Here is a 14,497-nt window from a genome sequence, read left to right on the forward strand (position 1 = left end):
ACCGTTAAATAAGCGTTTTCACCATTGTGTAGTAGACGCTTCCAGGGGGATAATCTTTAATTTCACCAACAACTTGATAGCCTTTCATTTCATAAAATGTGCGCGCTTGAAATTCAAAAGTGGTTAAAAGTACTTTCGTTGCCCCCATCTCTTTCGCGATTTCCTCGGCTTGGGAAAGAAGGTTTCCGCCTAAGCCTTTGCCTCTATAATTTTCATGAAACCAAAAATTATTAATTTCTAACCAATTCCAGTAAACCTCTGCATTTAAACCACCAATCCAATTCTTATCGTCGTCTGATACGATAATATTAAGTGGCTGTATTGCTTCTTTTTTTCTTATTGCTTTATGGTGTACGGAATGCTGATTATTAAATTCTCTAATTTTCTCCTGTAAAAAGGTTGAAAATTTTTCGTTCTTCTTCAATGAAATTGCTATATGATAATTCATCCTACTACTCCCTCTAGTTGATATATAAACCTTTCCATCTCCTTTTGTGATTTTACCGTTACAACTTTATCGTGAAATGGCTGTAATTGCTCTTTAATTTTCCACTGACCTGTTTTTTCATACGATTTATTCCACTTATACATATTGCGTAGGATGCTCAACGTAGGTTTATAATTCGATTTTTCTAGCCTTAAAACTTGCTTGAAAAATCGTTTATGAATGCGCCATAGCCTTGTAAAATAAGGGGGCTGTAAGTGAATAATATAGTCTGCCTGTCCGAAAAGCGGTGTTACCCAATGCTGATAATGTGCGCCTTCTGTAACCCATTTATTTTGACTCGCCACTTGCTGAATTAGTTGAGAAATTGCTTCATTTGAGCGGCGTATATCCCCATTAGGATGGCGCTCCCACACGATATTATCTAGCTCGATATAGCACATATCATATTTGCTTGCCAGCAGCCTTGCCAAAGTTGATTTTCCGCTTCCGACACTACCGATAATATGGATTTTTTTCTTCATTTATTTCATTCCTTTATTGCTTTGCGTAAAGTCATTTTAGCATAGGAGAGCGTTCGTAAAAAATATTCTTTTTAAAATTCATATTGACAATCATACGTTTTGAAATATAATTGATAATGATTTTCATTATTAATTAAGTGGGGGATTTTGAGTTGAAAAAAATAATGGTTGTATTTATGTTTGCCGTACTTTTATTAGTCGCATGTGCTGAAAAAGAGGTAGAGCCAGTTGAAAAAGAGGATGCTGTAGCAAATGAGCAAGAACAAGCAGCGACTGAAACAGAGAATGAGGAGCAGGTTGAAGATGAAGGGCTAACGTTAGAAAATGACGGGGTTGATGAGGCGAAATTCCAAGAGCTATTAGCAGCTTTACCAGCAGAAAAGCCTGAGCGCATTGTCGTGACATCTGTGCCGTTAACTGAAATGCTACACCTGTTAGATGTAGAGCCAGTTGGTGTACCAACTTCTACAAATCCAATTCCAGAAGCATTTAATCATATAGCACAAATCGGTTCACCGATGGCGCCAGATTTAGAGGTAATTACGAATTTAGAAACAGATTTATTAATTGGTGCGAAATCATTGCAATCTTCGCTAGATAAAAGCTTAGAGGGGCTTAATTTAACGACAGCCTACTTGCCGACAGATTCATTTGAGGATTTGAAATTAAGTTTTAAGGTATTAGGCACATACTTAGGGCAAGAGGAGAAAATGAATGAAGTACTTAGCTCCATTCTTGATAAGGAAAATGAATTAATGAAACTAGCAGAAGGTAAGGAGTTACCTCGCGTATTATTAATGATTGGTACATCTGATTCGTTTATGGTGATGAGTGAAAATTCTTATTTAGGTAGCTTAGTAAAACGTTTAGGTGCAGAGAATATTGCAACAACAGAATTAAAAGTAGAATCGACATATTCGGCTGTCAACTTAGAAGACATTGTTGTATATGACCCAGATGTTATTTTAGTATTAGCTTCTGGCGACCATGGGGCTAGTGAGGAAATGTTCAAGGAAGAAGTAGCGAAAAATGATGCTTGGACAAAGCTATCCGCTTATAAAAATGAGCAAATTCATATTTTAGATTACAGCATATTCGGTGTAACTTCGATTATGAATGTAGAAAATGCATTAACGAAAGTGGCAGATTATTTTGTTAAATAAGTAAAAGGAGTTTGAGGCAACATGGTAAGTACAGCCAAAAGTCGTGCGATTATTATCATTACCTTGTGCTGCTTACTGCTTTTTGCCGTAATTGCAATCGGTTTAGGTAGTGTACGAATAGCAGTACCAGATATATTATCAACATTATTTACAACATCAGGTGAAGCAAAATATCATACGATTATTTTTGATATTCGTTTACCACGTGTATTACTAGCATTAATTATAGGTGCTAATATTGCGATTTCAGGTGCATTGCTACAAGCGGTGATGGGAAATCCACTAGCAGACCCTGGATTAACAGGTGTAACGGCAGGTGCGGCAGCCTGTGTGCTAGTCATTATGCTCGTTTATCCAGAATACACATACTTAGTTCCGATTGCTGCCTTTATTGGTGGTGTCATTGCTGCTTTTATTGTTTATTTATTAGCGTGGCGTCGTACAGGCATCACACCAATTACCATCATTTTATCAGGTGTAGCAGTGAATGCTTTATGTGGGGGAATTGTCGGCTTTCTTTCTATTATATATAGTGATAGATTGCCGTCTGCAGTGCAATGGTTAAATGGTAGCTTAGCAGCTAAAGGCAATGGCGCCTTGCTGATGATTTATCCATATGCCTTAGTAGGCTGGATTTTATCCATTTTTGCCATTCGTAAAGCGAATATTATCCGCTTGGGTGACCAAGTAGCAATCAATTTAGGGGAAAATGTCACACGTATCCGCATCGTATTATCATTGCTGGCTGTTTTTTTAGCTGCCATTTCTGTAGCAGCTATTGGGATGATAGGCTTTGTTGGGCTAATCGTGCCACATATGGCTCGTATCCTTGTTGGCTCAGATTATAAATATATGTTACCGATGAGTATGCTGTTAGGGGCACTTGTCTTGCTATTAGCTGATACTGGCGGACGCACATTATTTGCCCCTTTAGATATTCCAGCCGGTATTTTAATGGCAGTAATTGGCGGTCCATATTTCTTATATTTAATGCGTAGGAGGGCGTTCTAATGCTAGCAGTTGATAATGTATGCATTCGTTATGAGCAAAAGCAGGTAGTAAAAGATTTTTCCTTTCAAGTAACAGACGGGGAAATTGTCTCCATTATCGGACCGAATGGGTCAGGGAAGTCGACGTTGTTAAAATCGATTGCGCGCATGCATCCATATGACCGAGGACAGATTACATTAAATAATACAAATATGAAATCGATGAGCTCAAAGGAAATAGCTAAAAAACTATGTATGCTTAGTCAGCGAAACCAAGCACCGAATGATATTACAGTTGAAAATTTAGTAAGCTATGGGCGTTACCCGCATAAAAAGTGGTTTGAGCGTTTAAACGATGAGGATATGCAAATTGTGCACTGGTCTTTAGAGAAGACGCATTTATTGCATTATAAAGATCGTCCGATTTCTGCACTATCAGGCGGTGAATCACAGCGAGCTTGGATTGCGATGGCTTTAGCACAAAGACCTCAAATACTATTGCTTGATGAGCCAACAACTTATTTAGATATTTCGCATCAGCATGAAGTATTACAGCTTGTGCGTGAATTAAATCAAGATATGGGGATGACGGTTGTTATGGTATTGCATGATTTAAACCAGGCCGCGGCTTATAGCGATAAAATTATTGTTATACAAGAGGGCTGCTGTAAATGTATCGGCAACCCAAAGGAAGTTATGACAACTTGCATGATACGTGAAGTATACAAAATGGAATCAGAAGTAGAGTATGTTGCTTGGGATCAAGCGCCGCGCATTCATTTAGTAAGTGCTGTCAAATAAGGAGGAATAAAAATGAAGCCAATTAATATTGAAAAGGAAAAAGAAAACTATCTACATTTTATTGAAGGCAGAAAAACTTGTGTCATGAGCATGTTAAATGACGAGGGCGAGCCTTTTATTAGCAATTCACCTGTCGTGAAAATAGGCGATACTTTCTATATTTATATTAGTCGTATAGCAGACCACTATCGCTTTATTGAAAATAGTAAAGTTGTCGATATGCTACTAATTGCAGATGAAGCTAGTACACATAATCATTTTGCAACAGAGCGATTACGCTTTAAGTGTACGCCAGAAAATTTAGGAAATGAGGGGCATGAGACAATTTTTGAAGCCTTTTCAAATACGCATGGCAATCAAATTATGTCCCTCCTAAAAACATTAGACTTCTCACTGTTCTCTTTGACACCGATAGAAGGGCGTTACGTTGTTGGTTTTGGTAAAGCATTTGATGTCAACCCTTCAGGCACGAAGTTTGAGCACGTTGTAGTGGATAAAAAATAGCGATAGGGGAGCGTTAAAAGAGCCGTGCAGTCGCCAGCTCTTTTAACGTTTAAAATGGTGCTTTGGTAAAATATTTGTAAGAGTTTTCTTTGAAAATGTGAGAAGCACTAAGTTTAGCCGCCCTCCTTTGAAATTAAAATACGGGAAAGTGAATTGCTCGCTTTCCATTTTAAAGACAGCTCTAATTATTCTTCTACTAGACGCTGTAGTTGCAGGAGTTTATTATCCCAAAACAGCTCAAAGTATTGTAGCCAATCCTCGACTTCCTTTAAGCCCTCTACATGAAGCGTATATATTTTTTCTCGTCCTTTTTTTTCGGCAGCTACGAGCTGTGCTTGCTCAAGTACAGTTAAATGTTTTACAACGGCTGTGCGGCTTATGGCAAATTGTGCGGAAATATTAGTAATCGGCTGGTTACCATGCGCCAGCAATTGCAAAATTTGACGTCTTGTTGGGTCTGCAATGGCTTGGAATACATCATATTTCTCGGCAGTTTGTGCCATTAAGCCTCTACTACCTCTTTTAATTTTTTACCAACAATCGCTGTCCAGCCACCATCCATATTCTTCCGCACTGCATCAACAGGTAAATTCGTCTTTGGAATAATATGACCGCCTTCTTTCCAACCGCCATGTGTTAACGTAAATTCAGTTTGCCCATCAACTTCTTTCAGCTCAAATATTACATACCAGCCATCCTCATCCCAAGCAAATCGCAAAAAATGTGGGGCTTCCACTTTTTCTACTTTACATGGTGAAGGACCGAAGGGGGATTGAATTGTAAAATGATGCCCTTCAATAGCTTGAAAATCATTTGGCATGAACCATGCGCTAATACCTTCAGAGGTCGATACAATATCCCATACTTTCGTAATTGGTGCGTTTAGTAAAACCGTTTTAACAATATCCTTTGTCATTATTCTAACTCCTTTTTTAAAAAAGTATAACCAAAAGGTGTTATAAATATATAACACCTTTTGGTTACATGTCAATCATCAAAGAGTAGTTTATAACGTTTTTTCAATTAGGGCAAAATAATTATTTTCATCATCTGCAAAATTAAATAATTTGCCTGCTGGAATGGTAATTAAATCACCAACGGTAATTCCTTTAGCTTTAAATTCCTCGTACAATGCCTCAACATCTGTTGCATAAAACATAATGGAAGGTGTACCTAAGTTTAACTCAGGCTGCATTTGCGCAATCATAGCTTTATTATGCAAAACGAAAGATGTTTGTACATCTTTTGCAGGGGCAATCTCAATTATGCGCATCCCATGGTTTTCTTCATCCTTTACTAAAACAAAGCCTATTTTTTCTGTCCAAAACCTTGCTGCTGCCTCTTGGTCATTTACATAAAGCATAATTTGTCCAATTTGATGAATCATAAAACTCCTCCGCTCACATTATTTTTTTCGCTTTCGTAATAATATCGCTTGTACACTATAAAATATACCCCCTGCGCTAACACCTATTACAAAGATGCCAAGTAGTTCAGCTAAATCTGTCTGTATTCCTGATAATAAAGAAAAAATAGTGATTATTAGCCCGCCTAAAATACCATGTAAAAACAAGCTGTACCATGTATTAGACGTCCTCTGCTCAATTAAAAAAGATATGCCTATGCCAACTGTCATATAAATGACAAATACATAAATACTATACCACACAAATAGCTCAATAAAACTTGCGTAATATGTTTGCTGCTGAGCCATTAATTCTTTTGGACGGTACATGATACTTGCCAAAGCAAACGAGGTAAGTATTGTTGAAAAAAATGCAGTTAATATTTTATCGATAAATGGTCTTAATATAGTGCTCATCCCCAACGTATCAAATTTTAAGGCAACAATATTAAAATATTTTCTAATAGGAAATTTAACGTATTCTATAAATTAACCTTAGATCAAGCCGTTAATTAATTTAGAAATCAATATGATATTTTAAAAGTGGCATTGGGATATATAGGAAATAGATACTCGAATCCTTTATTTGTCGCTTGTATCAAGGTTCTAGACCATATATCATTAGTTGGGCTATATACATAAAATTCATGATTGGGTGCTTGGTCACGAGAGCCTTCAACTACAAAACTTCCACCACGATTCATTGTTACTGTATACTTATAATTAATTTCCGGAGCATTTCCAAATGGAATTGCAACACCATGGGTTAAAGTATATGAAAGTTGATTATATGATTTGGTGATATTTGAATATACAATCCCTGAATTACTTGCTCTTCGTGATTCAACTAATGTCCCGCTTCCATTGTACAAATATGTCCAACCTACAAACCTTCCAGTTGTATCTAACGAACTTCCCGTTCCTGTAAAGCTAATTGGTGATTCTACATAAGTGCGATACTTTTCTGTTTCATTAAACGAAAATCCTCTACAATCTCCTCCAAATTGATAGCCTGCTAGTCCTTGGACAATTGATAAAGCACTTACCATACAATCAGGAATAAAAGTTTTATATCTAAAAACATACAGTGGAGTAGCAGATACTAATGGTTCTAAAGTTAATTGCTCTATTGTTTCATCCAGGCTACTTGGAACATTAACTACACGAATCATTTCATATGGTTTTTGATAAAGTTCTTTTAATTGAATTGCATCTATTATAATATTATGTTCTTTTATATATTTTTGAACTTCTTCTTTTTCTACATCACTGCGCTCTTTTTTACCTATAATCTTATAAGTATAGGTTTGTTTCTCCATTACATTTGTATCAATTAATTTTTTATTGTCCAACGAACCTATATAAATATCATCACGATATACCTCATAAATGCCATCGTCATCTGGAATGGATCCTTTTAATTCTAATTGTACATAATTATTACTCATAATTACATCTAAATTGACATTAGATAATTCGCTAATTTCATCTACTCTTATTAAAGAATCAATATATGGGGTCAGATGTGTTGATTATGTAAATATTGTCTATTAATTAGCATGTTTTATTTAGAGGAAGCACCTTTTGTTAGGCATACACTCGTTGATTGGAGTGGAGGGGGCGACTCCATCGGGATCAGTGCGAGCTGAAAATCCATTTATTTCGGCGAATGCCGAAATAAATTAGTTGAAGCCGCACCCCGAGGAAAGCGTCCCCCGCAGCGGAAATTAACGAATGACTAGGTTTTCTCTGTAAAATAAAGGCTAATCAACACACCTGATATGGGGTATTTCTTTTTTCTGAATTAGTTTGGAATTTAACTATAGCCATATCTATAGGGATAATCTCATTATATGCAATAAGAGTTAGAGAATAATTATCTTTAGTTAGCTTTTTCATAACAAAGGTAGTTTCATCGCCAAACCATATTTCCTCATTATCATCATATATTGCATATGATTTTCCTAAATCGTCCCAAGTAAATATTACACTGTCTTCGCCTATGTCATATTTAAGATTCAATGCTATTTTTTTGTTTCTTTTGCATATATCGTATCACCAATTATTAAGCTAAACATAAAGATTAAAATATAGAAAAACGATTTTTTCATAATCTATAAACACCTCTTAATTTTAATTCGGTAACGATAATTGAATTATAAAATGTGTAATTACCAAAATCAACACTAAATTGGTTTTTAATTGTAATTCTTTAATCGGTAGAGGGTTTCCTTAATTACTTCAATCAATACAATTTTCATATTGAAAAATATGTTGTATGGTAGTAGATAAAAATAGCGATTGAAGGTGCCAAAAGTGTAATACAGAGAAGTGTTTTTCAGTTATTTCGTTTGTGTTTTATTAAAATAATTACTATATTAAATAATGTATAATTTGTTTTAAAAGACCTTAAATACTGAATTTAAAAGGTAACGAAGATACCTCAGCTTTTTCTGATAGATTTACACATAGCAGACCTTTGAACAAAGAAGTGAGATAGATTATGATAAGAGCAGAGATTAAATAGGGAGGCTTGGCAATGGATGTATTAAATGTGTTAGATAAACTCGATCAAATTGAAATATTGTTTGAGCCTATTTATAGCGCAGATGAGCATAGTGTGGCTGCATATGAGGTGCTGGGACAGTTGGATGAAAATATCAATTTAACTATGTTTTCAGCTAGTGAAGAAATTCCAGAGGAAATTCGTGCCGAAATTGAGCAGCTCATTATTCGCGAATCACTGCAAATCGTAGGGGATAAAATAAATGATGTCGATTTATATATACCGTGTAATCCAAACTTATTAATGCTTGATTTTGGAGAGAGTTATTTTACATTATTAAAAGAAATGCTGCCAGAGCAGTTATTGTCAAAACTTGTTCTTGTTATTAGCGAGCACCATTATAAAGGGAATATCGAGCAATTACACCATGTCGTAAAATATATGAAAACATACGGAATTAAAATAGCGCTTGATGATATAGGAGCGCATAGCAACTTGAATCACATCCTATTATTAGAGCCCTATGTATTAAAGATGAAAGTGGAGCAATTAGATTACAATCATTGGAGCGCGCAAAACCATGTATTCTCCACGCTTCGCGCATTAGCTTTAAAAATTGGCGCATCTTTACTAGTAAGCAATGTAGATGCGGTTTATCAACTACAGCATGGCTGGAAAAATGGAGCACGCTATTATAAAGGCGTTTATTTAGAGCCGCCTTTAAAGGAATTTATCGCAAGAGATACGCTAAAATCTCGCTTCCATGATGAATGTAAGCAGTTCATTATGACGGAAAAGAAGCTATTAGAGCAAAAATATGAAGCAACGAAAATGTTAGAAAGGAAAATTATTGCAGCAGTTGAACAAGTCGAGCCGACAAGCACAAATATTGATAGCTTATTACAATTAGCCGAAAAGCTACGTCCGTATATTTTTAGACTCTATATTTGTGATGGGGAAGGGTTTCAAACAACACCAAATATTATGCTAATAGAAGGAAATTGGCGAATTCAGCAGGATGCCATTCATAAAAATTGGAGCTGGCGACCATACTTTTTACAAAATTTAATTAAAATGCGACATGACGGTCAAAGCAAGTTTTCCGAAACATATAGCGATATTGAAACAGCAGAGCTGACAAGAACATATTCAATGGCATTGCCTCAAAATGAATATTTGTTTATGGATGTATCGTACGATTATTTATATGAAAATAACATTGTGAGTTAGTGGGAAAACAACAATATATCAAATGAAAATACTTTGCTTTTAAGGTGTTGAAATTGTAGCATAAAAGGGCTAATATAGTAGGGAGAGATTTTTGTCGAAAATATGTCGACCTAGCGTAAGTATTAGTGAAGTATTTCGTACTTCTTTTTTATTTGCCTTGCGCTAGTATAATACAATTAAAGGGGTTTTGATTTCAGTGAAAAGACCGACAATTTTAGTATTAGGCGCGGGCTATGGCGGATTAACAACAGCTGTTAATCTTCAAAAAATGGTTAGTGGTGAGCAAGCAGAAATTATTTTAGTGAACAAAAATGATTACCACTATGAAACAACTTGGTTACACGAAGTAGGAGCAGGTACAATTTCACCTGACGCTGCACGTTATCCAATTGCAAATGTACTTAACAACAATGTTCGCTTTGTACAAGCATCTGTAGAAAGCATTGATGTTAATGAACGCAAAGTGCAAACAACTGCTGGTGAAATGACGTATGATTATTTAGTTTTAGGCTTAGGATTCGAAGGTGAGACTTTCGGCATTCCAGGTTTAGATAAATATGCTTTATCATTAGCAAACTTAAATGCTGCGCGCCAAATTCGCGAGCATATTGAATATCAATTTGCTTCATGGTCATTAGATGAAGTGAAGGATGATAGCAAGCTAACAATTATCGTTGGTGGAGCAGGGTTTACAGGTATTGAGCTTTTAGGTGAGCTTGGTAACCGTGTACCAGAGCTTTGCAAAGAGTTTGATATTCCACAAGAAAAAGTGCGCGTACTATGTGTCGAAGCAGCACCAATGGTTTTACCAGGCTTTGATCCAAACTTAGTAGAATATGCAAAAGCACAATTAGCGAAAAAAGGTATCGAGTTTTCAATCGGTACACCTGTTGTTGAAGCAACAGAAGAAGGCGTTAATATTAAAAAAGGTGAAGATGAGTTTGAATTCATTAAAGCAGGTACAGTAATTTGGGCTGCTGGTGTACGTGGAAACAAGCTTGTTGAAACATCTGGCATCGAATCAAATCGTGCGCGTATCGCTGTACGTAAAGATATGCGTGCACCAGGCTTTGATGATGTATTCGTAGTAGGTGACTGTGCCTTCCTATTAAATGAAGAGGCTGGACGTCCGTATCCACCAACTGCACAAATTGCAATGCAGCAGGCTGTTACAATTGCGAAAAACATTAAGCATTTGATGAATGGTGAAGAAACAGAAACATTTGTTTATGATGACAAAGGCGCTGTTTGTTCTCTAGGGCATGATGATGCGATTGCTGATGCTGTAGGTCGCAAGCTTACTGGTAAAACGGCATCTGCATTGAAGAAAATTGTAGATAACCGCGCACTATACTTAGTAGGTGGCGTAGGCTTAACAGTGAAAAAAGGGAAGTTTAAATTTATCTAATTTATTTCAGCGGAGGTCATAGATTTTGAAGAAGCGTTTTCGAGCGAGCTCGAAAAAATCTGGACTAAAGTTAGACGAGATGTAATTATTTTAAGACAGCGGCTGTTTGAAAAGTGAGCTAACGCACAACTTTTCAGATAGCCGTTTTTTTATCCCGCATTAACGGGCAGTAAACCAACTGCCCGTAAAAGCCCGATTGGTTCAACTAATAATCAGTCGGAAAATCCCCGACTGATTAAAGTTTCACTTTATCCCGCATTAACGGGCAGTAGACCAACTGCCCGTAAAAGCCCGATTGGTTCAACTAACAATCAGTCGGAAAACCCCCGACTGATTAAAGTTTCACTTTATCCCGCATTAACGGGCAGTAGACCAACTGCCCGTAAAAGCCCGATTGGTTCAACTAATAATCAGTCGGAAAACCTCCGACTGATTAAAGTTTCACTTTATATGCTTTTCTTATTGAAAGAAGCAAGCTTATAATAGTACATAGGAAAGGGGAATGAGTATGTCAAAAGAGCGTGGGAAAGTATGGCTAGGCGTCGCAGCCGTTATTGAAAACAGGGATGGGGAATGGCTTGTAGTGGAGAAATCGTACGGTGGCTTAAAAGGCTGTTGGTCTTTACCTGCTGGCTTTGTGCAACAGGCTGAAACAGCAGATATGGCTGCACGACGCGAAGTAAAGGAAGAGACGGGCATTGATTGCACGATACAGGGACTTATTGGCTTTCGAACAGGTGTTATTCGTGAGGATATAAGCGATAATATGGCGATATTTTATGGCAAAGCAACAACTGAGCATATACAAATACAGAAGGGGGAGATTGTGGCAGCCTATTGGATTGCGCCAGAGAAGTTGGCGCAAGATCCGAAATCATCTGTAATGCTAGCAGAAATGTCTACATATCATGTAAAACAGCACCAGTTAGGCTTATGGACAGATATTGACCCCGGAAAAGTATTTGGCTATACAGCTTATCATTTATTTTTTAACAATTATGAGGACCATAAATGATTGAATTATCCGTCTATATGTTGGAGCGTATTGGAATCATTGTCATTTTTGCATTCTTAATCTCCAAATGGCGACCGTTCCAAAGCATATTGTATCGGGAGCAAAATACTTCATCGAAGCTCATACTTATCGTAGTATTCGGCGCATTAGGTATAATAAGCAGTTATTTAGGTATTCGCATTGACAATGGGAATATTAGTGCAAACATTGTAAGAATACAGGTTGAAGAAACAGCAGCTATTGCCAATACAAGATTAGTAGGAGTCGCAATTGCAGGAATTTTCGGCGGACCAGCAGTCGGCATAGGCGCTGGTTTAATCGCTGGTATCCATCGTATTTTTCTAGGTGGTTATACAGCAATTGCTTGTGGTATTTCAACGATTTTAGCGGGAATTATTACAGGGTTTCTAGGGCGCAAGCTCCATGTCGAAAAAACATTTTCCTACCGACACGCGATGGGCATTGGGATATTGGCGGAGTGCCTGCAAATGCTTGTCATTTTGCTAATTGCCCGACCTTTTGAAATGGCATTGAATTTAGTGCAAATTATCGCAGTGCCGATGATTTTTATGAATGCATTTGGAATTTTTTTATTTTGTCTTATTATTAAAACATCAATTGCTGAGGAGCGACGTACGAAGGCGACACAAACACATGAGGCGTTTCAAATTGCACAAAAAACAGTTATCCATTTTAGGCAAGGATTAAATGAGGAATCGTGCTATCAGGCTGCGGAAATCATTAAGCAAGCTACAGGTGTAGTCGCAGTTGCCATTACAGACCAGCATGGTATTTTAGCGCATGTTGGCGAAGGGGCAGACCATCACCTAACGAAGCAAAAAATTATGACAAAGCTAACATATGATGTGCTAAAACATGGCAAAATTATTAAGGCAACGAAAAAGGGAGAAATTAGTTGCCCTCATAAAGATTGTAAATTACAGGCGGCCCTCGTCCTACCTTTACAAGTGCACCAGCAAACGGTAGGGACGTTAAAAATGTATTTTACAGATGGAGCCCATATTACTGCGGTAGAGGAGGAGCTAGCTGAAGGTCTAAGTAAATTATTTTCTACACAGCTTGAGTATGCAGAAGTGGAAAAACAGCGAAAATTATTAAAGGATGCTGAAATTAAAGCGCTACAAGCACAAATTCATCCGCATTTTTTCTTTAATAGCATTAATGCGATATCAAGTTTAATCCGTACAGACCAAGAGCAGGCACGTCATTTACTATTACAGCTTGCCTCTTTTTTCAGAAGCAATATGCAAGGTGCGCGGCAAATGCGCATACCTTTAGAAAAAGAAATAGAACATATCGAAGCCTATTTAACGATTGAACAGGCGCGCTTCCCAAATAAATATGCGGTGAAATTTGATATAGATGAACGCTTATTAAAAGTGCTTGTACCGCCTTTTACGTTACAGCCACTCGTTGAAAATGCGATACATCATGGCTTTAAAAAGCTTAAAAATGGTGAAATCAGCATTACCGCGAGAAAAAATGTAGAGATGCTTGAAATTATTGTGGCTGATAACGGCTGCGGTATAGAAAAGACGAAATTAATTTTATTGGGCAATCAAGTGATAGATTCGCCTAATGGAACGGGTACAGCATTATGGAATATATCAGAGCGTTTAAAAGAAATATATAATTACCGTGGAAAGGTAGAGTTTAAAAGTAAAGAAAATAGAGGGACAACGGTAAAGATTTTTGTTCCGATAGATGACTAGGTGATAAAAATGTATAAAGTATTCATTATTGATGACGAACCTCTAGCACGTGATGAACTGAAATATTTATTATCGCAATTTTCTGAAATTGATATAGTAGGGGAATCAGAGGATTTACAGCAAGTGCTAGAGGGCAACTTAATAGAAGAAATTGATTGTTTATTTTTAGATATAGAGCTTTCTGATAAAAATGGCATAGAGCAAGCGAAGGAATTGCTACAGCGAGAGGACAAGCCTTTAATTGTATTTGCTACTGCATATGACGATTATGCAATTGATGCTTTTAATATGAATGCCTTTGATTATATTTTAAAGCCCTTTGAGCAGCAGCGAATCGAGCAAACCATCCTCAAATTAATGACAATGACAAAGAAAAGCGAGTGCAAGGAACCAGCGGTGAAAGAAAAAATAAAGCAAATGGGGAAAATAGCTGTTTCTAATGAGGATAGAATTGCACTAATTAAATTGCAGGATGTACTGTATTTCACTTCAGAGGGCAGTAAAACAAAAGTAATTACAGAGCAAAAATGCTATAGCAGCGCAGAATCATTAATTATGTTAGAAAAAAAACTTACCCCTAATTTTATACGCATTCATCGCGCGTTTTTAATTAACTTAGAGCATTTGCAGGAGCTTGAATCATGGGGCACGTCCAAATACAATGTCATTTTACAAGGAGGACATAGTGTGCCTGTGAGCCGTATGTATGCAAAGGAAATTCGAAAAATATTTGAAACTTAATATGCATTTGAACAGTAAAATTTGACGCTTTAA

General features: G+C 36.8%; 17 protein-coding genes. 9 read left to right on the forward strand and 8 right to left on the reverse strand.

The window, feature by feature from the left end:
• Positions 1 to 4 precede the first annotated feature (4 nt).
• Together MHB51_RS17490 and MHB51_RS17495 are read right to left on the reverse strand one after the other, a co-directional pair.
• Positions 5 to 448 (reverse strand): GNAT family N-acetyltransferase, encoded by a 444-nt coding sequence (locus MHB51_RS17490; RefSeq protein ID WP_342558699.1) that lies wholly within the window; start codon positions 446 to 448, stop codon positions 5 to 7.
• Positions 445 to 969 carry a DNA topology modulation protein FlaR gene (locus MHB51_RS17495; protein WP_342558700.1) on the reverse strand — a complete coding sequence of 175 codons (525 nt, stop codon included), beginning with the start codon at positions 967 to 969 and terminating at the stop codon, positions 445 to 447. The genes MHB51_RS17490 and MHB51_RS17495 overlap by 4 nt, the downstream gene beginning before the upstream one ends.
• Positions 970 to 1,121: 152 nt before the next feature.
• Here MHB51_RS17495 and MHB51_RS17500 point away from each other — a divergent pair, with 152 nt between their 5' ends.
• From MHB51_RS17500 to MHB51_RS17515, 4 genes are read left to right on the forward strand one after another with little or no spacing between them, the layout of a single operon-like run.
• Positions 1,122 to 2,132 (forward strand): ABC transporter substrate-binding protein, encoded by a 1,011-nt coding sequence (locus MHB51_RS17500; protein ID WP_066166509.1) that lies wholly within the window; start codon positions 1,122 to 1,124, stop codon positions 2,130 to 2,132.
• A 21-nt stretch (positions 2,133 to 2,153) separates the two neighbouring features.
• A complete protein-coding gene (locus MHB51_RS17505; protein ID WP_066166506.1) occupies positions 2,154 to 3,143 on the forward strand; it encodes an iron ABC transporter permease in 990 nt (329 codons plus the stop codon).
• Complete coding sequence (locus tag MHB51_RS17510; protein ID WP_066166503.1) at positions 3,143 to 3,922, forward strand: ABC transporter ATP-binding protein; 780 nt, start codon at positions 3,143 to 3,145, stop codon at positions 3,920 to 3,922. Before MHB51_RS17505 ends, MHB51_RS17510 begins: the two co-directional genes overlap by 1 nt.
• Positions 3,923 to 3,934: 12 nt before the next feature.
• Positions 3,935 to 4,426: a pyridoxamine 5'-phosphate oxidase family protein gene (locus MHB51_RS17515; protein WP_342558701.1), complete on the forward strand. Its 492-nt coding sequence runs from the start codon at positions 3,935 to 3,937 to the stop codon at positions 4,424 to 4,426.
• A 185-nt stretch (positions 4,427 to 4,611) separates the two neighbouring features.
• On the opposite strand, the gene MHB51_RS17520 is transcribed toward MHB51_RS17515, so the two are convergent.
• From MHB51_RS17520 to MHB51_RS17545, 6 genes are all read right to left on the reverse strand, one after another.
• Positions 4,612 to 4,929 carry a metalloregulator ArsR/SmtB family transcription factor gene (locus MHB51_RS17520; protein ID WP_342472101.1) on the reverse strand — a complete coding sequence of 106 codons (318 nt, stop codon included), beginning with the start codon at positions 4,927 to 4,929 and terminating at the stop codon, positions 4,612 to 4,614.
• On the reverse strand, positions 4,929 to 5,342 hold the full coding sequence (locus MHB51_RS17525; protein WP_342558702.1) for an SRPBCC domain-containing protein: 414 nt from the start codon (positions 5,340 to 5,342) through the stop codon (positions 4,929 to 4,931). Before MHB51_RS17525 ends, MHB51_RS17520 begins: the two co-directional genes overlap by 1 nt.
• 90 nt (positions 5,343 to 5,432) lie before the next feature.
• Positions 5,433 to 5,813, reverse strand: a complete 381-nt coding sequence (locus MHB51_RS17530; protein ID WP_342558703.1) for a VOC family protein — start codon at positions 5,811 to 5,813, stop codon at positions 5,433 to 5,435.
• 18 nt (positions 5,814 to 5,831) lie between these two features.
• Positions 5,832 to 6,248, reverse strand: coding sequence for a hypothetical protein (locus MHB51_RS17535; protein WP_342558704.1), 417 nt, complete (start codon positions 6,246 to 6,248; stop codon positions 5,832 to 5,834).
• Between the two features lie 107 nt (positions 6,249 to 6,355).
• Positions 6,356 to 7,279 (reverse strand): DUF3238 domain-containing protein, encoded by a 924-nt coding sequence (locus MHB51_RS17540; protein WP_342558705.1) that lies wholly within the window; start codon positions 7,277 to 7,279, stop codon positions 6,356 to 6,358.
• A 319-nt stretch (positions 7,280 to 7,598) separates the two neighbouring features.
• Positions 7,599 to 7,853, reverse strand: coding sequence for a hypothetical protein (locus tag MHB51_RS17545; RefSeq protein WP_342558706.1), 255 nt, complete (start codon positions 7,851 to 7,853; stop codon positions 7,599 to 7,601).
• A 517-nt stretch (positions 7,854 to 8,370) separates the two neighbouring features.
• On the opposite strand from MHB51_RS17545, the gene MHB51_RS17550 reads away from it, so the two are divergent.
• The 5 genes from MHB51_RS17550 (at position 8,371) to MHB51_RS17570 (ending at position 14,464) form a co-directional block, all read left to right on the forward strand.
• Positions 8,371 to 9,567, forward strand: coding sequence for an EAL-associated domain-containing protein (locus tag MHB51_RS17550; protein ID WP_066166489.1), 1,197 nt, complete (start codon positions 8,371 to 8,373; stop codon positions 9,565 to 9,567).
• A gap of 196 nt (positions 9,568 to 9,763) precedes the next feature.
• The gene (locus tag MHB51_RS17555; RefSeq protein WP_066166487.1) at positions 9,764 to 10,975 is read left to right on the forward strand and encodes an NAD(P)/FAD-dependent oxidoreductase; all 1,212 of its coding nucleotides are present in this window, start codon (positions 9,764 to 9,766) and stop codon (positions 10,973 to 10,975) included.
• A gap of 508 nt (positions 10,976 to 11,483) precedes the next feature.
• The gene (locus tag MHB51_RS17560) at positions 11,484 to 11,990 is read left to right on the forward strand and encodes an NUDIX hydrolase (protein ID WP_342558707.1); all 507 of its coding nucleotides are present in this window, start codon (positions 11,484 to 11,486) and stop codon (positions 11,988 to 11,990) included.
• A complete protein-coding gene (locus tag MHB51_RS17565) occupies positions 11,987 to 13,723 on the forward strand; it encodes a sensor histidine kinase (protein WP_066166482.1) in 1,737 nt (578 codons plus the stop codon). Before MHB51_RS17560 ends, MHB51_RS17565 begins: the two co-directional genes overlap by 4 nt.
• A 9-nt stretch (positions 13,724 to 13,732) precedes the next feature.
• The gene (locus MHB51_RS17570) at positions 13,733 to 14,464 is read left to right on the forward strand and encodes a LytTR family DNA-binding domain-containing protein (RefSeq protein ID WP_342558708.1); all 732 of its coding nucleotides are present in this window, start codon (positions 13,733 to 13,735) and stop codon (positions 14,462 to 14,464) included.
• Positions 14,465 to 14,497: the final 33 nt, after the last annotated feature.

The organism is Metasolibacillus sp. FSL K6-0083 (genome assembly GCF_038630865.1).
GTDB lineage: Bacteria > Bacillota > Bacilli > Bacillales_A > Planococcaceae > Metasolibacillus > Metasolibacillus fluoroglycofenilyticus.

Coding starts and splice junctions, on each gene's coding strand:
- MHB51_RS17490 (WP_342558699.1), bottom strand. CDS start 448: ATGAATTATCATATAGCAATTTCATTGAAGAAGAACGAAAAATTTTCA.
- MHB51_RS17495 (WP_342558700.1), bottom strand. CDS start 969: ATGAAGAAAAAAATCCATATTATCGGTAGTGTCGGAAGCGGAAAATCA.
- MHB51_RS17505 (WP_066166506.1), top strand. CDS start 2,154: ATGGTAAGTACAGCCAAAAGTCGTGCGATTATTATCATTACCTTGTGC.
- MHB51_RS17510 (WP_066166503.1), top strand. CDS start 3,143: ATGCTAGCAGTTGATAATGTATGCATTCGTTATGAGCAAAAGCAGGTA.
- MHB51_RS17515 (WP_342558701.1), top strand. CDS start 3,935: ATGAAGCCAATTAATATTGAAAAGGAAAAAGAAAACTATCTACATTTT.
- MHB51_RS17520 (WP_342472101.1), bottom strand. CDS start 4,929: ATGGCACAAACTGCCGAGAAATATGATGTATTCCAAGCCATTGCAGAC.
- MHB51_RS17525 (WP_342558702.1), bottom strand. CDS start 5,342: ATGACAAAGGATATTGTTAAAACGGTTTTACTAAACGCACCAATTACG.
- MHB51_RS17530 (WP_342558703.1), bottom strand. CDS start 5,813: ATGATTCATCAAATTGGACAAATTATGCTTTATGTAAATGACCAAGAG.
- MHB51_RS17535 (WP_342558704.1), bottom strand. CDS start 6,248: ATGAGCACTATATTAAGACCATTTATCGATAAAATATTAACTGCATTT.
- MHB51_RS17540 (WP_342558705.1), bottom strand. CDS start 7,279: ATGAGTAATAATTATGTACAATTAGAATTAAAAGGATCCATTCCAGAT.
- MHB51_RS17550 (WP_066166489.1), top strand. CDS start 8,371: ATGGATGTATTAAATGTGTTAGATAAACTCGATCAAATTGAAATATTG.
- MHB51_RS17560 (WP_342558707.1), top strand. CDS start 11,484: ATGTCAAAAGAGCGTGGGAAAGTATGGCTAGGCGTCGCAGCCGTTATT.
- MHB51_RS17565 (WP_066166482.1), top strand. CDS start 11,987: ATGATTGAATTATCCGTCTATATGTTGGAGCGTATTGGAATCATTGTC.
- MHB51_RS17570 (WP_342558708.1), top strand. CDS start 13,733: ATGTATAAAGTATTCATTATTGATGACGAACCTCTAGCACGTGATGAA.